This window comes from Paenibacillus mangrovi, assembly GCF_022898935.1.
GTDB lineage: Bacteria > Bacillota > Bacilli > Paenibacillales > Paenibacillaceae > Paenibacillus_AQ > Paenibacillus_AQ mangrovi.
Genome location: NZ_JALIRP010000014.1, coordinates 57,260 through 76,886, shown reverse-complemented (window position 1 = coordinate 76,886; position 19,627 = coordinate 57,260). Strand labels below are relative to the sequence as shown.

Annotated in this window: 11 protein-coding genes; 1 reads left to right on the top strand and 10 read right to left on the bottom strand. The window is 51.9% G+C overall.

Annotated features, from left to right (window positions below):
- Window positions 1-8: 8 nt before the first annotated feature.
- Window positions 9-1,049, top strand: a complete 1,041-nt coding sequence (gene arsB / locus MUG84_RS24015) for an ACR3 family arsenite efflux transporter (protein ID WP_342346145.1) — start codon at window positions 9-11, stop codon at window positions 1,047-1,049.
- Between the two features lie 339 nt (window positions 1,050-1,388).
- Here arsB and MUG84_RS24010 read toward each other — a convergent pair whose 3' ends face one another.
- The 10 genes from MUG84_RS24010 to MUG84_RS23965 all read right to left on the bottom strand — a co-directional run bounded on the left by MUG84_RS24010 (window position 1,389) and on the right by MUG84_RS23965 (window position 19,576).
- Window positions 1,389-2,474 carry a glycoside hydrolase family 88/105 protein gene (locus MUG84_RS24010; protein WP_244729996.1) on the bottom strand — a complete coding sequence of 362 codons (1,086 nt, stop codon included), beginning with the start codon at window positions 2,472-2,474 and terminating at the stop codon, window positions 1,389-1,391.
- Between the two features lie 15 nt (window positions 2,475-2,489).
- Window positions 2,490-3,296, bottom strand: a complete 807-nt coding sequence (locus MUG84_RS24005; protein WP_244729993.1) for a response regulator transcription factor — start codon at window positions 3,294-3,296, stop codon at window positions 2,490-2,492.
- Window positions 3,289-5,031 carry a cache domain-containing sensor histidine kinase gene (locus tag MUG84_RS27560; protein ID WP_244729991.1) on the bottom strand — a complete coding sequence of 581 codons (1,743 nt, stop codon included), beginning with the start codon at window positions 5,029-5,031 and terminating at the stop codon, window positions 3,289-3,291. The genes MUG84_RS24005 and MUG84_RS27560 overlap by 8 nt, the downstream gene beginning before the upstream one ends.
- Window positions 5,032-5,170: 139 nt before the next feature.
- Window positions 5,171-10,612 (bottom strand): sugar-binding protein, encoded by a 5,442-nt coding sequence (locus tag MUG84_RS23995; RefSeq protein ID WP_244729989.1) that lies wholly within the window; start codon window positions 10,610-10,612, stop codon window positions 5,171-5,173.
- A gap of 91 nt (window positions 10,613-10,703) precedes the next feature.
- Window positions 10,704-12,347 carry an extracellular solute-binding protein gene (locus MUG84_RS23990; protein ID WP_244729985.1) on the bottom strand — a complete coding sequence of 548 codons (1,644 nt, stop codon included), beginning with the start codon at window positions 12,345-12,347 and terminating at the stop codon, window positions 10,704-10,706.
- 38 nt (window positions 12,348-12,385) lie between these two features.
- Complete coding sequence (locus tag MUG84_RS23985; protein WP_244729983.1) at window positions 12,386-13,261, bottom strand: carbohydrate ABC transporter permease; 876 nt, start codon at window positions 13,259-13,261, stop codon at window positions 12,386-12,388.
- 17 nt (window positions 13,262-13,278) lie between these two features.
- The gene (locus MUG84_RS23980) at window positions 13,279-14,229 is read right to left on the bottom strand and encodes an ABC transporter permease (protein ID WP_244729981.1); all 951 of its coding nucleotides are present in this window, start codon (window positions 14,227-14,229) and stop codon (window positions 13,279-13,281) included.
- A gap of 588 nt (window positions 14,230-14,817) precedes the next feature.
- Window positions 14,818-15,591: an SDR family NAD(P)-dependent oxidoreductase gene (locus tag MUG84_RS23975; RefSeq protein WP_244729978.1), complete on the bottom strand. Its 774-nt coding sequence runs from the start codon at window positions 15,589-15,591 to the stop codon at window positions 14,818-14,820.
- 147 nt (window positions 15,592-15,738) lie between these two features.
- Complete coding sequence (locus MUG84_RS23970) at window positions 15,739-17,853, bottom strand: right-handed parallel beta-helix repeat-containing protein (RefSeq protein WP_244729976.1); 2,115 nt, start codon at window positions 17,851-17,853, stop codon at window positions 15,739-15,741.
- A gap of 49 nt (window positions 17,854-17,902) precedes the next feature.
- Window positions 17,903-19,576: an ABC transporter substrate-binding protein gene (locus tag MUG84_RS23965; protein ID WP_244729973.1), complete on the bottom strand. Its 1,674-nt coding sequence runs from the start codon at window positions 19,574-19,576 to the stop codon at window positions 17,903-17,905.
- Window positions 19,577-19,627: the final 51 nt, after the last annotated feature.

Below are 19,627 nucleotides of genomic sequence, written 5' to 3'. Positions count from 1 at the left end.
ATCAACACGTGGCTAAAGTTACGAAACGTCTTTCCTTCCTCGATCGATATTTGACCATTTGGATATTTGCTGCTATGCTGCTTGGCATCGGAATCGGATATGTATCGCCACAACTCGTGGATGAATTAAATAACTTTCAAATTGGTACGACTTCTATTCCGATAGCAGTGGGACTCATTATCATGATGTATCCCCCACTAGCAAAGGTGCGATACGAAGAGATTTGGCGAGTATTTAAAGATTGGAAGGTGCTTCTGCTCTCGCTGGTGCAAAATTGGATAATCGGTCCTGTACTGATGTTCGTCCTCGCCATTGTTTTCTTGAGAGGTTATCCCGACTACATGGTCGGGCTTATCATGATTGGCCTTGCGCGCTGTATCGCAATGGTCATCGTATGGAACGATCTTGCGAAGGGTGACCGCGAATATACAGCTGGTCTAGTCGCCTTCAACTCCATTTTTCAGATCATGTTCTACTCGGTATTCACCTATGTGTTTGTAACTGTACTTCCGAAATGGTTTGGTTTAGAAGGTATGGTTGTGGATATTTCCATGGGACAAATTGCAGAAAGCGTCTTGATCTATCTTGGTTTACCGTTTTTAGCTGGCTTCCTAACCCGATTATTTTTGGTTAAGCTTAAAGGTCGCGAATGGTATGAGACGATGTTTATCCCGAAAATCAGTCCGCTGACCTTAATCGCTTTATTGTTTACCATTGTCATTATGTTCTCGATTAAAGGCGATAAGATTCTGGAACTACCGATGGATGTCGTCCGTATCGCTATTCCTTTGTTGATTTACTTTGTGGTCATGTTCTTCGCTTCATTCTTTTTGTCTAAACGAGCTGGAGCGAGTTACGAGGTCAGTACATCACTGGCGTTTACCGCAGGAAGTAACAACTTCGAATTAGCTATTGCAGTAGCTGTGGGCGTCTTCGGAATACACTCAGGTGCTGCATTTGCTGCTGTCATCGGTCCGCTTGTAGAAGTTCCCGTTATGATTGGCCTTGTAAATGTAGCACTGTGGCTGAAACGTAAATATTTCACCTAAGCGAAAGCAGAAAAGGAGCTTATTTAGAACTTTACCAAGTCACACAACGATAAACAAAAAAACGAGCCTCAGATTTTAGTGAGGCTCGTTTTCTAATACTATTCTTTCAAAATATTATTGATATCTGCGTTACTGTTAACCGTATCGTCCTATCTTTTTAGTAATAAACGGTATTTCCAATGCCGCCGATTACCGAAAGGACATCGCCGTTAATCGAGGTTGTTTCATACCCCTCATCCTATTCACTGGACAATTCCTTTAGCGATTTGATTTATCATGGGGATGCTGATCTTGCTTTCTGTCAGCTTGGTCGATGCAATCGCGAGCCCGACCTACTTCTCAAACGTATCCTCTCAGCTTCTCTGAGAACAGTAGCAGGACGAGCCCCTGGCCGTAAAGCGTTGGAAAAGTCGGTACCTCGTCATAGGCTTCAACAGTAGCCAGCACTGGTGTGCCCCCCGAGACGCCGAGGACGGCACCATCCCCTCGAACTTGGGCGAGCACGGCGGCGACGGTGCGATCAGCGCTCGCAGTGGCCATCTCCGCTGGAATCCACCCGGCACGAGCTGCCTTGTACAGCCCACAGGCGATGCCGGCGGAACCCGATGTCTCCTCATAAAAGCCAGCGCGGTCCAGCACCGTCGGCCACAGGCCGCTCTCATTCTGGCAGTGGACAAGTGCCTCGGCGAGTCGCAAATACCGCTCACGCAGCTCGCCGAGCATTTCCACGTCCCCACACAGCTCACTAGCCTCCTCTACGATCATTGGCACGCCAACAGCGTTCCAGGCATTCGCCCGGTTCCACCGAGCGGCCGACATCCAATCGCCCGTCGCGCTATTCCAGCCGTGAAAGAGCAGACCCGTCTCATCGTCCTGCAGCGCCTGGAGGTGCAACAGCGTCTGCTTCATCGCTTCGTCCGCGAGCTCTTTGTTCCCCGTTAACCGTGCGGTCCGCGCTAGAAAGAGGACGGCCATGAAGACAGTGTCCGCCCATACCTGCTCGCTAAACGAGGCGTTTTCCGTAACGGTATGCTCAAACGCGCCTTCTCTCGTGCGGGGCGCCTGCTTGACTAGCCAGAGCGCGATCTCCTCCGCCTTGTCCGCGTAGAACCGCTTACCTGTCAAGCGGTAGAGCAAGGGGAAGACGGCAAAGGGGGCCAGCGAGTTAACAACCTTCACCTGCTCAGAGCCGCCAAGATTGCGTTCCACCCAGGCTTCCACATCCCGCAAAACCCATTGCGACCCACCAAAGGATCCATAGTCTGCCGCCGCGATCAAGCCGACGCCCGGATTCCAATCCCAGCGGTCTCGGTTCATCGCCCAATCCGCCCATCTATGGCTGCCCCAGCTCTCCGGGCCACTGAACATCAAATAATGGTAGACGCGGTCCGCCGCGGTCACCAGGTCTCTTTGATCCCTTTCCATTCTCTTCTCTCTCCCTTACAAGTAGTTGTTACGATAGTCGGTCGGTGTCAGTCCGAACTGCTTCTTGAACGTCTCGCGAAAATGGTCCTGATCCGCATACCCGATCCGGTCGCATATCTCGTAGATCCGATTGGCGGGGTCTTTCAGCATCCGGGCCGCTTCTTCCATGCGCAGCATGACGATCCAATGGTTGATCGTCATGCCGGTCACTTCCTTGACGAGCGCGTTTACGTACTTCTCGCTCAGCCCTACCTCATCCGCCACGTCCGATAGCGTCAGCTCCTTGCGGGAATAGCTCTCGCGAATGACCTGGATGGCCTGCTCGACGAGCTTCTTCTTCTTCAGACTACCGGTCCACTCGACCGTCGGCAGCGCGTTCGCCAGATTCGGCAGACGATCCTTAAGTCCTTGTTCCAGAAGCTCAATACCGCGTCGCTCCTCCCGCTCCCGATGCATCTCCGCGGTGATCTTGGAGAATACCTGCTCAATCTCCTCCGGATCGATCGGCTTCATAATGTACTCCATGACCTGCAGCTTGATCGCCTGCCGTGCGAACTCGAATTCGTTCAACCCCGACAGGATGATGCAGCGAATGTCCGGCTTGCAGGCCCGGAATGCTTCGATCAGCTCGAGGCCGTTCCTCTTTGGCATGCCAATATCGGTAAGCAGCAGATCGGGGGGATCGTGCTTCAGCCATTCGAGTGCTTCCTCCCCGTTCTTGGCGACTCCGACGAGCTCAATGCCGAGCCGCTCCCAGTCGATGGAGAGCGCCAGTGTCTCCCGGACGAGCTTGACGTCCTCGGCTATCAGCAATTTATACATTGGGCGAATCCTCCTCTTGATCGATTGGGCTTTGGGAACGCAGAGGTAGTATTGCTTCGACGCACGTTCCTTCGATCACGGGCATATAGCGCAGGCCATAAGCGTCCCCGCAATGTAATTGAATTCGCCGATGCACGTTCAACGTCCCGTAACCGCCCCCGGAGGACGAGATCGCGACGGAGGCACTCTCCCCCGCTCCCGCCTCCTGCTCCCTAAGCGCACGGTTACGTTCCTCCGCGTCGCAGCCATAGCCGTTGTCGCCGACTCGCAGGATAAGTGTATTCCCGTCCACATGGGCAGAAATCGTAATCCGGCAATTTTCCGTTCGCCCTGAGAAGCCGTGAACGATGGCGTTCTCCGCGAGTGGCTGCAAGATGAAGTGAGGAATGACGACATCTTGTAAATCGGGCGGTATGTGAAACTTTACAACGAGGTCATCCTGCATCATTTGTTGGATGCGAAGATAAGCTTCCACCTGCTTGAACTCGTTATCCAAGGAAATCCACGCTCGTCCCCGGTTCAATCCGTATCGGAATACATTGGCAAGCGAGCGCACGATCAAGCTCGTCACCTTGTCTCCGGCCAAGATGGCACGGCAGTTGATCAGGTCGAGTGTGTTGTATAGAAAATGAGGGTTGATCTGAGCATTCAACAGCTCCAATTGAAGCTGGCGACGTTCGATCTCCTCGGCAAAACTCTTTTCGATCAGGCCGCGAAGCGTAACCAGCATGGACGCGAATTTCTCGTTCAGCGTCTCGACCTCGTTAATGCCTGACTTCAGGTCAGGCAGCGGCTCGCGGAAAGCAAGCACCTCTGGCCGCTGAATGGCGTTAACGAGCCGGGTGATCGGAACAGTCACCCGTACGACGATACGTCGCAGCCACAATCCCGCAAGCAGCACGGCCGCGGCAGCGGCCAGGGCGCCGATCGCCGAAATAGCGTACGTGTAGCGTCCGAAGTGGCTTTCCGGAACAGCGGTCAGCAGCTTCCAGCCGTTGTCCATCGTTTCGCACGTGACGCGGTGCCGGGTCCCTTCGATTCGCGCGTCGGCCGAGCTTCCGTCGCAAACTGCCGCTCGCACGTACGGAAGCTCCCCGGCCGGATCGAGAAAAGCGTACCGCTCGCTGAAAATGACATGGCCGTCTTCATCCAGCAGAAGGTGGAAGCCCGACGTCAGTGCCGCGTTCTCGAACAGGCTCCGGATACTTCCGGTATCCGCTCCGATCAAGACGGTGCCAATGACGCGGCCGTCCTTGATGCTTTTCTTCTTCGTCGCCGAATAGATCATCGCGGCTCCGGAGCGTCCAGCCCGCTGGCCCCACCAGACATTGCGGCGCTCGCCGCCGATCAAAGCGCGGTACCAGCTTTCTTTCTGCAAATCCTTCGATTTGAAGATGCCTGTCACCGGGTCAAAGTGATCGGTCGCGAGGGAATACAAGCCGCTCTCCGGCTCTAGCGCAACGGCAACGACGTACGATTGCTGAACGATGCTGCCGGAATCGGCATCATTCAGCAGCGACAAGAGCGACAAATTCTGTAAATTCGTCTGCAGGGTGAAGAAGTCGTTGATCGCTTCGTACGGTGCTGAATGTTCAGTCTCGAGCAAATTTTCGACCGATTGGTTCGACAATAGAAACGCGGCCATATTGTTCATCGTATCGAGTTGATATTCCAGATTGCGATACACAAACTTCATCGATTGCTCCGCCATCTGAAGGGTATGTTCATTTTGCACCCGGATGAGAATATAGCTCGCCGATGCGGCGAACAGGGCGATGACTGTCACGACCAGTGCGAAGACCGGCAGGCTGATTCGAGCCAGTAAGCTGGAATGACGCTTTTTGCTTCTCATCGCCCAACCCTCCCATGCAGAATTACGTTTCTTGTTCCTGCAAGTAAATAAGAAGCTCTTGTAGTGTGGAGGAAAACTCCGTGCTTAGTTTCTTCCCGCTCTGGGCCTGAATCTCCTGCTTCAGCGGCTTGAAGTCTGCCTGGCGATTATCCTCGGACGCGTCCACCTGAAGCCGGGTCGCCTTCGTGAGCAGGCTTTGTAGGATACCTTTATCCTCGATCCACCCTTGCTCGAAGCCGTACCTGAGCAAATCGGTCAGTTCCTCCAAGCGAAAAGTCACCATCAGCGTCGCCGATGCGTTCGCATGGTTGCCCGCCTTGTCTGCAGCATCCGCAGTGAGTCGATGTTCGCCCGGCTTTAAAGACAGCGGCGTAACTTCGTAAGGGCTCGCGATCTCCTTGCCGTCCAGCTGGATCGATGCCGACTCGACACCGCTTTCCCCATCTTCGACTTCAAGCGCTAGTGTAGCCCTTTCGATAACAGACACGCTAGCCGGCGCTACGATGCGCACCATCGGCGCCGTCTCGTCTGGCGGCACGTCGTCGATATACAGGAATGAATCGTATAGCGACGTGTTCTTCGAATCGGCCGTCCCTTTCGTCCATTGAATGAAGTCGTCCCGGCCATTCTGCAAATCCGCGTCGTTGACCGCCACGTTAAGCCCAATTTTGCCACCGACGGCTGGCTCCAAGTAGCGGATGTGAGAAGACGGAATCTTGAGTTCGTACAATGTACGCTTCGACGCATCATCCCGCATTGCGGCAAACGGCGTTTGACCACTGACGTCGCCATTCGGATTGGGTGCCGACGAGCTGAAGATGTTCGTCAGCAAATAGCCTGTGTCTGTCAGGGCGAAGCCCCATTCGACGTCATCCGGCCCGTAAGGGGATTCACGGTTGTTCAGCAAATCGAGGCTTATTTGTAAAGAATCGTTCTTCCAAAGGTTTGCCGCGTTCTCCGACTGCTTATGGATATTGTCACGAACGGATACCGCCAGCAGAAGACCGTCGTTCTCCCACATCGTGTATGCCGTTGCTTCGAGATTGGCGGGATCGTGATAGCCACTCGAGTTTTGAGTCTTGTAACGTAAATGGAACGGATACGCGTCCTGCCAGTCGGACAGGTCGCCGTCGATCGTTATCCCTCTCGCCTTCTGGATCAGGTTGAAGTCAAGCGGCATCGAGGCGTCGCGGAATAGCGTCTTGCCGCTCGAGGTGGCTTCGACCCTCACGTCAACGGGATAGTCATTGAACGATCTTCGCTCTCGATCCGTCCAGACGAAGTCGAGCCGTAATACGTCCCCCTTCTTCAGCTCGCTGAAGGAGCTACCCGAAGCGGGGGCAAGCGGAACGCCATCCGGACCGATAACCGTAACATTGCCCGACTTGGAGGCCGACGACGTGCCCGTCAGTTCCACGGTCAGCACATCTAGCTCCTCGATCGTCTTTTGGACAGGTACAAGACGTACCCCGATGCCGTCTTCCACCGTCAGCTGCGCCTTCTTTGTCTCGAAGACGGCACCGTCCGCCGTCAGTTCGAAGCCGATCTCGTACCTGCCGTTTACCGCGTCCTCTGGTACATTCACCTGAACTTCGGCATTCGTCGTACCCAAGGCGGGAACCGTCAACTCAAGGGTTTGCAGTGTGGTTTGCGAAACTGCCCAGCCCTCTGGGAGCCTCGTTTCCAGCGTCACCTTCCGGGGTATGTCGGTATCATTGAACAAGGACAGCGTAAATGAATTTGGATACCCAGCTTCCCCATTCGCTTGCGTCGGCACGAGATTAGAGATGACGCCGACGAACCGAGGCGTCTCGGATGTCACAATCGCCTCTGCCGCGTTTGCGAATTCTCTCGCCAGTAAGTTGTATGCGAAGCTGTCAGCATAGTCACCCCGCGCATAGGTCGTTTCCGCCAGTCGTCCGTAACGGTTCATTCGCAGAACCGCCGCGGCGGAGACTGGCATCACGCCGTCCTCTCCCTTGCGGGTCTCGAACGCAGCGGTCACCGCTGCCGTCGCCGAAGCATAATCGATCGCGTTCGCTCCGGCCCTAGCCTCGGCCTTTGAGTAGGCTAATGCGACGGAGGCGCTCTCGGCCAAATTGTATAATGCTTCCAAAGCAACGTATCCCTGAGCCCGCACAAGCGTTCTGTCCCCGATCTGCCCAGCCGCCTGCGCCATTAGCGCATAGATCTCTAAGATACTCTTCTCTAATGCCTCGTCAGATAACCCACCGCCTTCGGTCTTCTGCTCGAACGCTGCAGCCAGCTCGTTCAAAGCCGTGAGGTCGGCGTCGACAAGCTCACCGTTCGTTTCTGTCAGCAGTGCCTTTAGCTTCGAGGCCGCTTCTGTACTTTTACTTGCAAGCAGTTGAGATGCAGTCGTGTATACGAAACCGGCGGGCAACCCCGTCAGGTAGACGGGAGAGCCGCTAACCGTCAGTTCGACGTTCTCCGTAGGCGCGAGTGATATCGGCACGCCGTTGATGTCTTTCGCCATGACGCCCGCGGACGAGAATGGAAGAGTAAGTGTGCTCGTTGGGGGACGGACGGCGGGATCGTCCTTGTGGTCGGTTTTCCGCCAGGCGGTCAGTATCGGTTTTCCGTCTTCAAGGAACAAATGGACCGCCACATTCGGATCGCCCGCATCCCACATGCCGAGATATCGCGCTCGCTCCAGTGAAGTCATCAGCTGGTTGACCGCCGCGTAAGCGAGCTTCGGACGCCCGTTGTTGTCAGCGATGCCCCAGAAGATGTCATAGTAGCGGTCGTCGGTGCCATCGTTTTTGTAATCGTAATATTCGTACGCCTTGACTTGATCAAGCGTCAGGTAGGTGAGGAATGCCCGCACGATGTAGTCTCGCTGTGTCTCCTCAGACACTGACGGATATCCTGACTTCGCCGTTGGCCAGCCTCCTTCTGTCAGGTAGTAGTCCTTCCAGCCTCCATACGCATTGACCAGTCCCTTGACGCCGCCGATCAGGTTCGGCAGGTTGTCATCCGGCATCGAATTGTACACGTATGGATGGAATGAGTACGCGTCGGCATAGTCGTAGGAGCCGAGCGCCAGTTCCTTCGGCAGTACGCTGAGTACACTGGAAGTATGGTCACCCGCTAGCAGCATGGCGTCGGGATCGGCTTTTTTCATATTAAGATAGGCAATTTTCTGTAATTGGACGAATTCCTCAGGAACATAGGGTTTGGCAAAAATCTCTGGCTCGTTCGGCATTTCCCACTGCCTGATCCGTCCCTTGTATCGATCGACCGTCCGGTAAACGAAGTCTCCCATCGCTCGAAGCGCGGGCGCCGTGTTTGCAATCCCGCTCTGATAATAGCCGTTCTGGTCGATGCCGAGCACCGTGATTTGGTTGAAACCATAGCCAAACAATTTGTTCAGGAAAAGATCGGTTCCAGTGTAATCGTAAACGGTGTTGCCAGCCCCATCCTTCGCATTCTTATCAATGTCCGTCCAGGTGATACCGGAGCGATGGTGCTTGGCCCCCATCTTGCGGGCTCCGTCAATGATGTCATCCCGCCAGTTGAGCGCGTAATGGGTGTTCAGTCCGAACTTGCTCTCGTTGTCAAGATCGAGCTCTCCTGCCACGCCTTCACGGCTAACGATCGCAATCCGCATCTGCTTTGCAAGGCCAGGCAACGTCTCGCCGTCCAGCGCGAAGTCTGCCTTTACATCGTATGTCCCGATGGAGCTCAAGCCGGGCTTGAAGGGAAGTGTATCCTTAATCTGCTCGTAGGCTTTGAGGTCGTACGTCTTTGTCTCGGACGCGACGGTCTCACGATCGCCGTCGGCCCGACTGACTTCATAATCGATCCGAATCTCATGCGCCGACGCTCCCGCATCCATCACCAAATCGAGACCGGGTGTCTCACCCGTTTTGTAGATGCCAGAGTAGTTTCCAGATGGCTGCATATCAATGATGGATGGAAGTGGCAGCGGATCGATGGAAAAGTCGTCGATCATTAGATTGATGCCGCCGACGACGTTCCATTGGAAGTAGCCTTTGACAGGCGCGAGCGGGTCGGAATCGTCACCACCCGCCGTCTCGACTCCATCGATGAGCAACTTGTGCGAGATGCCACTAACATGAAGCTCGTAGTCATGCCAATCGCCGAGCAGTGATTGCACATAGTTTGCTATTGGATAATTGCCCCCAAGCGTCGTCTTGCGCATCAAAAAATACTTCGAATTGTGAGTCGCCCACTCAATCGCGTTGTTGTTCGCATCGTCGGTAGAGCGATAGCGGAAGCGCCACGTGTTCTGCACCGCTGAACTCGTGCGCTCGTACTTCACCTTGAAACGGACGACGAAGTTGTCCGCGTTGCGATACTCCAGCAAGTTCAACTTGGCACTGCCTGAGCCGTTCAGGTTGAACACTTTATTGCCGTCTGCGAGTTGAACAACCTTGGCGCTGCCGCCAGTCGTCCAACCGACGGGCGCGGTGTTCACCGTCTCTCCGTCGAAGTTATTCGAATAAGAAGGTACCGTTTCGATCGGCACGACGATGCTGCCCGTATCCGGATAGCGGGTCGTGCCGCCTGCGCCGTCTTCTGCCGTCAGGTAATAGAGAATAGCCGAAGCACGATTCGTGCCCGGGATTTTACCCGAATATCTGCCGCTTTCGCCGCGGATCGCCGTAAGCTCGCGGTCCGGTGTACCGTCCCCGTAACCATAATGGATTGTCGCGGTCGCGCCTGCAGCATCGCCGGCGAGCGAGAATGCAATCGGCAGGTCGTCGTAATACGGCACGCTAGTGACCGGCGTATGAACGATAGCAAAACTGCCACCCGAAGGGACCTCGGCCGGAAGCACTTGTATCTTATCGACACTAAGGCTGACGGCCGGCCCGACGCTCTTCAGCGCAAAACCGACTCCCCCGCTAGCTAACGAGGAATCATTAAACGAGACGATATCAGTTCCATCGACGGCTAGCGAAAATTCCGTCCCGCGGACGTTCAGGCGGTAATCGTGACGATCAGCCAGATTAAAGCCCCGCAAAACGGCCGCAATGTCTACGGAGTTGCTTACCTGTACGTTTGTTGATGAATTGGCGTACTTCCACATTTCGACCCAATGCCCGCTTTTGAACTCCAAGAAGTAATGGCTCGTGCCTGATGAATACCGGAATATCACCCGAAAACGATCACCTTGGGCGTCGAAAGCCATTGCATAATCGGCTGAAGTATACGGAAGCGCGGAAGGTTTAATAACCACGCGCTGCGGGGACGTAGACGTCGTCGCTCCGGTCAGCTTCGCAGCCGATCCTGTACCTTGAATTTGCCAAGCCGTGCTGCCGAACATATCCCATCGCGTCAGCCCGCCGTCAAAGTCGTCAACGAACCATGGCGACGCTTCCTCCGCTGCGGCCGAATTCGATGGCAGCCACGGCAGTCCTTGCACAAGCAATGCCATAATTAATACCAGATTAACGAACCGGAAGCGCTTGCCCATTGGAAGGACCTCCTTGTAAGAACAGCAAAGTACCTTCCTGACGCATCAGGCATTGCCGGATTACGCCAGGAAGGTTTTGCCGTTCAAATGTTTACTTGCCCGCTTTTTTCTGGAACGAAGCTTCTAGCTCGCTCAGAATTTGATTACCCCCTTGTGATTTCCACTTCTCGACGAAGTCGTCGAACTTATTGATGTCGGCGCCCATGATGATTTGCGTGAATACGGAATCGCGCATTGTGTTCAGTTCGGTCAGTTTGGTGATCTTCGTCGGCGAATCGAGGTAATTGGAAGCGTCAGTGATTTGATACTTGTTGTTGATCGCGACGCCGAGCGATTCGGAGAAACGCAACGGCAGCGACTCGAGGTAACGCGGCCAGCCCTTCAGGCCAGGCGCGAACAGGTAGCTCTGTGTGCCTCTGAAGTTACCGCTGGGGTCCTGCTGCGTTTTCGGATCGATGAGGGTGGTGTTCGTCTTCAGCTTACCGTCCACGATGGTATAATCTTGACCTTCGATGCCCCAGACGGTTAACATCTGGTTCTCATCGGACATAGAGTCCTCGATGATGGACAGTACGCGCTTCGGATCCTTCGTTTTTGCGCTGATGGCGTTCATCTGCGAGAACGGAGCACCCATCGGCGCGACGGCCGCACCGTCCGCACCTACCAAGGATCCGGTCAGTGCCAAGTACTTGAATGGTTGATCCGCTTGGTTCGGGAGCGAACCTTCCTTTGCCAGCTTGCCGCTCTTGATCAGTTCATTGGTCTCGATCTGCGTATCGTAATCACTAGCGGTCGACCACCAGCCCATCCAGGAGAACACTTTACCGTTGAAGATTTTTGCCCGCAACTGCTCTTCCTTGATTGTCGAGAACTCCTTGTCGATGAGCCCTTCCTTATACATCTTCTGCAGAAACAACAATGCGTCCCTCATCTGCGGGTCGATGTCATAGTTGCTGAATTTACCATCTTTCTCCGTGAAGAATCCGGGTGTGACGCTAAATGCGCCGAACACGTTGTCGAAGGAATTGTTCGCGTATTTTACTTGCCCGATCTGAGACGTATAACCGCCGAGCGGGTTGACGTCCGGATGCTGCTCCTTGACTTTCTTCAGCAGATTATAATACTCGTCAAGCGTATTCGGCATGGAAGTGCCCGCCTGCTCGAGATAATCCTTGCGCATGACGAGGTCCCAGCGGTACCCGGCCCCCGGCCCGCCCTGATACGGGATACCGTATATGCGACCGTTCACTTTCGCCTGTTCGAACACCTCAAGCGGTACTTCCTTTAAAATGTTCGGCGTGTCCTTCTCGTTAATCAGGTCGGTCAGATCAACGAAAGCGCCTTGCTGCGCGTACTTCTGGAAGTCGTCGGCAAAATCGATCTTCGTCACGTCAGGAATGTCGCTGCTCGCCATTTTCAGGTTCAGTTTCGTCTTGTATTGCTGAACGTCGACCATCTCCGGGACAATCTTAATATTCAGCTTCGTCTCGATCGCCTGTTTGACCGCGTCCTTCGACGGATCATATGGCAAAGAGATGTCTTGTGCCTTCAGCCACTTCAGCTCGTAAGGCGAATGATCCACGGTTACTTCAGGCGAGCCTGACGGCTTTGCCGACTCAGAGTTCGAGTTCCCGCTCGCGTCTTGATTGGTACTGCTGCATCCCGAAAGTGTAAGCGTTCCCATTAATACGGCGAAGAGCACGCCGTACCCCCACTTTTTAATTGATTTTGACATGTACAGACCCCCCTGCATTTTGTGAAGATTTTGACTGTTTACCCTTTGACTGAACCGATGAGCATGCCCTGTTCGAAATACTTCTGAATGAACGGGTACAGAACCATCATCGGCAGCGCAACGATAACAATGGCCGCCATCTGGATACCAATCGTAGGCGGCGGCGTTCTCCCCGCCGCTTCGAGCAATTCGGGCGGAAGACTGGAGCTTGCGATGATCGTGCGCAATACGAGCTGCACCGGCGCTTTGTGCCAGTCAGTTACATATAGGAGTGCATTGAAGAAGTCGTTCCAGTACGTAACCATGTAAAGCAAGCCGATCGAAGCGATGACTGGCATCGACATTGGAAGGACGATCGATCGCAGAGTCCGAAGCTCTGACGCGCCGTCAATTGCTGCGGATTCCTTCAGACTGTCAGGAATGCCTTCAAAGAACGTTTTCATGATGATCATGTTGAACGCACTATACGCCATGACCAGAATGAGCACATAGTCAGTGTTCAATAAGCCCAAATTTTTGACCGTGATGTACGTCGGGATTAGACCTCCCTTGAATAACATCGTGAAAACGAAGATCAGTATAAGGATGCGTCTACCGGGCAGCTTCTTCTCTGCCAACGCGTAAGCAGCTGTAGCGGTGAGCAGCAGGGCAAGCAGGACACCGGTCACTGTGTTGCGGAGCGTCACCCCATAAGCGTTATAGATAAGCGATCCCTTCTTGAGCAAGTAAGTGTAATAATCGAAGCTGAGCGATGTCGGGAACAGCACCAGGCCGTTCTTCTCGCTGAAGATCGAGTATGGCGTAACCGATACACAGAGGACGTACCAGAACGGAATGATGATAATGACGGTAATGAGCGACAGAACGACGTAGTTGGTGGCGATGAATGTGGATTCGCCTCTAGTGAGCTTCACGGTCAGATTCCCCTTTGTCAGAAAATGCCGGAATCATTGATTCGCTTCGCGATCTGATTAGCGATCAGCACCATGACGAAGCCGATGATTCCCTTGATGACGTCCGCCGCTGCCGCGAGACTGAGGCTGAACTGCTCGATGCCTACTCGATAGATGTAGGTGTCGAGAATGTCACCGACCTCGAATACCATTGGGTTGTACAGGTTGAGCACTTGGTCCAATCCAGCACTCATCAGGTAACCGACTCGTAAGATGAAGATGACGATGATCGTACCGGATATGCCGGGAAGCGTCACGTGAATGATGCGTCGGAATCGCGTCGCTCCGTCCATGACCGCGGCCTCGTACACTTCGGGATTAAGCCCAGCGATGGCGGCCAGATAGATGATCGCGGCCCAGCCCATTTCCTTCATCGCGTCGGTGAAGACGAGAATCATCCGGAAATACGCAGGCTCGACGAGCAGATAAACAGGCTTGCCGCCGAACCATTCAACGATCTTGTTAATGATGCCGGTCTCCGGCGAAAGCAGCAGCGTGATGATGCCGCCGTAGACAACCCAGGACACAAAACGCGGCAAGTAAACCGCAGTTTGCAGCGTCTTCTTGAACCACTTGGTCCGAATTTCGTTTAGCGACAGCGCTAACAATATGGGACAGAGAAAGCCGCTGATCATCTTGTAAAGGCTGATGAGCAGTGTGTTGCGGAAGGCGTTGCGGAACATCTCCGACTCGAACAGTTCCCGGAAATGCGCGAGACCAACCCATTTGCTGGCCCCTAATCCTTGAATCACGTTGAAATCCATGAACGCGATGCTGATTCCGTACAAGGGCAAGTAGTCGAACAGAATTACCCAAGCCAGAGCGGGAAGCAGCAAGGCGTATAGCCACTTGTATTTCCACATCCTCCTTAACAGCCGCATTCGCGGCCTTTCCGTTTTGGTGGCGATACCTGCAGTTACGAGTTCCATCGTCCCTCCTCCATCCTTCTCTCTAACGCGGCGCTCCGGATTACCGGAGCTGCGGGACGCGCTCGCCGCTCACGGGATATCCGGTCGCACCAATCCTTCTGCCGGTTCAGACGGCAGCTCGTTAGACTGAGCCTGCTTTCCCTTCTCGTCGCCGTCGTCCAACTTGGAAGTGCTTACATACTTAAGGGTACCGGAATCCGCGCAAACCGAAAACCGGAGCGAAGGACGATACTACCGGGGAAAAGTCCGATTCTTCCGATTGACGAGCGGGTCGACTTCCACATTGTCCACGTTCATAGAAACGGCAGAACTGGTTTTCTTCAGTGCGAAGCCGATGCTGTCACTACAAATATAAGATCATTTTTTTCTAATACTCAATATGGATCGCATCTTCATTTATGTGAATCTGGTTAAACACTACTTTTATTAGTGAGAGTGCCTCAAAATCCAAGTCACACAACGATAAAAACAAGAAAAACGAGCCTCAGATTTTAGGGCGGCTCGTTTTTTAAAATACTATTTTTTTCAAAAGACCCAATATAGTATTATTTATATCTGCGTTACTGTTAACCGTATCGTCCTATCTTTTTAGTAATAAACGGTATTTCCAATGCCACCGGTTACCGAAAGGACATCGCCGTTAATCGATGCAGACAAAGGTGAAGCCAGGAAGGTAACGACATTAGCAATTTCCTCCGCTGTAATCAAGCGACCGAGCGAATTCATTGCCGCTAACTGTCGTAAAGTATCCTCATCAGTAACTTGTTCTCTAAATGCTTCCGTACTTACAATCCCTGGATAAACCGCATTGACGGTAATTCCGTGCTTCCCGAGTTCCATGGATGCGGATTTTGTTAAATGGACAACAGATGCATTACGCGGACCGGAGCTAAAATAATTGCCACCTATTCTAGCAGCCAAACCGCTTATATTAATAATACGTCCCCAGTTGTTTTTTATCATATAAGGTGCTACGGCACGGATACTACGAAAATAGCCCATATACTTTTCTTCAAAGTCTTTCAGAATAAGTTCATCTTTTATGCTGTTAAAATCCTCCGGCACTTGACCGCCAACACGAGCCCCGCTGTTGATAAGAATATCAATACTCCCCATCGCCGCGGCTGAATTTTCAACTAGTTTTAGGATAGAGTCAGGATTCGTGGTATCTGCCACAATCGGATAGATATTTCTTTTTGTTTCTTGAGCCAATTCCTCTGCAGCTATTTTTAGCGAGGATTCGTTTCTTGAACAAATTGTACAGTCTACACCTTCCAGTGCCATTTGGCGGGCAATCGCTTTACCAATGCCACGGCTTCCTCCTACAATAAGTGCCTTTTTTCCCAATAACTTTAAGTCCATAGCTGCAACCTCCTGGTTTAAATGAACACGATATACGACAAAGTCGAGAGTGATTATTGTGATACTCATTTCTTCATTTAATTTTACCTATAAATACTAGATAAAGCCAACAAACGAAAAAGCCGCCAAATTGGCGACTTTTCATGCTTACTCCCGCTTTCCTAAGGGACGCGGACCGACATCCGAATTATCGATCGGCTGAAACCCGAGGTCAAATGCCGGGGAATCTTCCTGTAGCGTGAAATCATATTTGTCCAAAGCAACAAACCGGGGATCATCATAGATCGAGTGCAAATCGTAACCCAGTTCCTGTAATTCTTCCCGGGTTAACGTGTGGCGAAGTGAAAACCGAGCCTGTTCATCATGCCCTCCATTGCCACTGATCGGCTCCCTGCCCGAAACATCCCAGAACAGATTCAAATCACTAAAAAATCCCCGCTTATCCATCTGACCGCTGTACCCACCTACAAAGATAGGTTGGCTGTCCGAGACGACGATGTTCTTCTCGAAGGTAAACGAAATGTGCCCCTCCGCCCGGCTCAAGGCTACCTGGCCTTCCCGGCCGAATGCGAATATGTTGTTGCGCACGATATTTTCGCGGCCGTAATGTTCATGGAACACTTGACTGCTCGTATTGTAGCAGATGTTATTTTCAATCAGTATATGCGAGCTTCCTTCATCCGGATAAATCGCCCAACCGCCGTAATTGCATTTCTCGATGTCGTGGATTACATTTCCACGGATGACCGTGCCTGGTTGGACGCCAAGCGTATAGATGCCGCCCATATCGCTTAACAAGCCATGCCCGAGATGATGAATATGATTCTTCTCGATCCTATTATTTTTTGATACGCTCTCGGCGTAGCCCCACACCCATCCGCAGGAAATGCCGGTATAATACAAATCGAATATATGATTGTGCGAGATGACATTCTCGAAGGAATGCACGGATAAAACTCCTACTGCACTGTGGAAAACCCGACCTCCCGAACGGATAATGTTATCCGTGATCCGATTATTCCCTGTTCGGCGGCTGACAGAGCCTTCCGCATCGGAACCGTCCAGTTTGATGCCCCCAGCTCCCATATCCACAATCTCATTCCCAACGATCCGATTGGACATGCAGCCTTCGGATAATTCAATCCCGTAAAATCCGATATGCTCGATCTTGCAATCCTCAATTGCGCAATATCTTGCTCCTTCCATACGGATGACTCCCGGGATATTAAAGGCGGCCTGCGGAGCTGCGGCAAAATCAATGCCAGAGCGTTCAAAGCGCTCTCCGCCGCCTCGTGGCTGGTGCCAGTCACTATATCTAAACGTTATTCCCTTGAATCGGATATGCTCGACATAGCGTCCCTTATCAGGATCCCCCTCCAGTCGAAGGAACTGATCGCATGCGCCAGCATAAGCTTCAAGTTCCTCCAGAGATTCCCCTGGCATCGGAATATAATAGAGCTTTCCGGTACTTCGGTCGAGGTACCATTCGCCCGGTTCGCTAAGCGCCTCAAACACATTCTCGACGTAATATTTGGCATACCGTTTGGCAACGTCATCACGGAGGGCGAACATGCTTCTGCGGCTCGATTGCACCGTGCTGGTTCGCTCGTCGAATGTTGCAATTGGCATCCGCTCTTCGATCCAAAAATGAACGGCAACGACATCCACATCGGTCAAGTTGCTCCAATGCCTTATATCACCAGACCGGCATACAAACGTATCCGATCCATCGAACAAACCGCCTTCCTTTCCTTCTTCGTGAACGTTGATTCCCGGTACCTCTTGCATCCAATAAAATCCTTGCTTAGGCAAACGTGTCCTCGGTCTCCTCTGCCCACCGACAAACAGTTGATGAAAATACCATTTGCCCCCGGCTACTTCCGGTATGTCAACAACCCATACTTTCTGGGACCCGAGCGACTCTTCCCGCCATCCGGAAATCCGCTTGCCGCCGCTGACCACCGGCGTTTCCCCTGGGTAAGCGGCATATGTGACGGAAGCCGAATCTTGCGGCCTAAATATCAAGGCTTCCGATAAGGTGTACTCACCTTCTCGAAGCCATACCGACACCGAACCGGACAACTTTGCAGCCTCCTTCATCGATCGTACAGCATCCCGCGCTTTGCCGATTGTCGCAAAAGGGCCATCCGTCCGATCATCGTTAGGCGCTGCCAATGTCCCGGACCAGTGGTCGCGTCCTTCCGTCGATACATACAACTGCAAGTTTTCGTCAGCATTCTGGGATGAGGAGAATGAATTCATTTTATTCACACCTCTTTAAGATTTCATTATTATTCCGTTCCCATAGTTTTTATTTTTTGTACTGACGGTCATAACCCTTCTGGTAAGTTTCCAAATATTTTCTAAGTCCAATTTTGTCTAGACTCTGTACATATGTGTCCCAATCCTTATCAAGATTCAAATCTCCGGTAATAAAGCGAACTGTTGATTCCTTTACATAATTGGCCAATTCGACTGATATCGTCTGAATTGGTTGACTTTCTTCATCCTTTAGTTTAATGGGTGGCAGTACAGATAATGCGTCGCCCTTTGGCGCGTATGGCTCGTATTTATTTTTCGTTTCATCTCGCAACAATTTCTCTAGCCCTTCTGCCGCATAAGGATCGACATTCGGATCCACCGCTTCGCCGAACCGGAATTCCTCCGGTGCATAATTAATCCCAGTCTGCATTAATGAATGGTTTTGTGGTTCCTCGACATACGGAATAAGCCTTCTACCTAGAGCTGGTTCCCCGTTCAATCCAACATCCCCCGGTTTGGGATCTTCCCATCCTATTCCTTTTAATCCTGCTGATCTCGTAATGGAACCTTCGAAAGTATAAAGGTAATCGGCCCACCGAAGCGCAGCTTCCGGATTTTTGCTCGTAGTCGGAATATAGAATGCTCCCGGAACAGCAGCATCGTATTTCGAATGGGTCGTGTATCTAACTCCTTTCGGGCCTTCGATCGGCGCTAGTGCGACGTAATGCCTGTATCGCTCCGGGCCAACGGCTGCTTCACCAATGATGTTGACATTCGCTCCTGTAACGAAAGCCCCCAATATTTCGGCATTCGGACTCGCTGCCAATTGTCTCAATTGATCGTTATTTTGCGTATACGAAGGATTGTAAAGCAAACCTTCTTTGTACAATCGTTGAATATATCTCAATCCTTCACGGTATTCCGGCGTATTCACAATCGTTTCCACTTTGTCGTCTTTAACAATGAGTTTCAGGTCACCAGAATTGGTATACGTAAATGCATTCATGAGAAAGATATTTGGATCTGTGTTCCATCCATTAGCAGCTCCGGCAAACGCTATTTCATCGGCCTTACCATTGCCGTTCGGATCCTTCTCCTTAAACGCTTTCAATACCTGGTAAAATTCTTCAGTTGTTTTAGGTTCTTTTAATCCAAGCTTATCCAGCCAATGTTTATTAATCCAAAGTTTTTGAGACATGCTGCAATGGTAACAATCATTCCATGAAGGCAAGCCGTAAATCTTACCGTCCGTAGCCGTAATAATGCCTCGTAGCCCATCATGTTTTTGCAAAACTTTTTCGAAGTTTGGCGCATACTTTGGAATCATGTCGTCCAATGGCAAGAACATATGTTGTGCCACAGCATATTGTTCTTCATTAAATCGAACGCCAAAAAACGCATCTGGAAGTTCTCCGCTGTTCAATATCAAATTTACCTTTTCCTTGGCAGAATCGGACGGAATGACATCCCATTCGATTTCAATGTTCGTCTTCTCTTCGTACCACTTCACAAATTCATTCGTTTTGAAATCGATAATCATCGGGTCTTGTATAACAAGAAATTTGAGCTTCGTTTTATTTTTGACGATCGGAAATGTCTCTCCGGTAGCAACTTCTTCACGCTCCATGGAAACGCCCGGATCCGCACTTTTAGAAAAGCATCCTGAGGTCATCATCGCTAGAACAATGATCAATAAAATGTTCAAATGCAGCTTCTTATTCATATGTAACCTCCCCCATTATTTTGTTTCAAATATACTCTGTCCCATTAGCTT

Excerpts from the sequence above, each read along its gene's own strand:
- MUG84_RS24010 (WP_244729996.1), bottom strand. The coding sequence starts at position 2,474 with ATGGAAAGGGATCAAAGAGACCTGGTGACCGCGGCGGACCGCGTCTAC.
- MUG84_RS24005 (WP_244729993.1), bottom strand. The coding sequence starts at position 3,296 with ATGTATAAATTGCTGATAGCCGAGGACGTCAAGCTCGTCCGGGAGACA.
- MUG84_RS23995 (WP_244729989.1), bottom strand. The coding sequence starts at position 10,612 with ATGGGCAAGCGCTTCCGGTTCGTTAATCTGGTATTAATTATGGCATTG.
- MUG84_RS23990 (WP_244729985.1), bottom strand. The coding sequence starts at position 12,347 with ATGTCAAAATCAATTAAAAAGTGGGGGTACGGCGTGCTCTTCGCCGTA.
- MUG84_RS23980 (WP_244729981.1), bottom strand. The coding sequence starts at position 14,229 with ATGGAACTCGTAACTGCAGGTATCGCCACCAAAACGGAAAGGCCGCGA.
- MUG84_RS23975 (WP_244729978.1), bottom strand. The coding sequence starts at position 15,591 with ATGGACTTAAAGTTATTGGGAAAAAAGGCACTTATTGTAGGAGGAAGC.
- MUG84_RS23970 (WP_244729976.1), bottom strand. The coding sequence starts at position 17,853 with ATGAATTCATTCTCCTCATCCCAGAATGCTGACGAAAACTTGCAGTTG.
- MUG84_RS23965 (WP_244729973.1), bottom strand. The coding sequence starts at position 19,576 with ATGAATAAGAAGCTGCATTTGAACATTTTATTGATCATTGTTCTAGCG.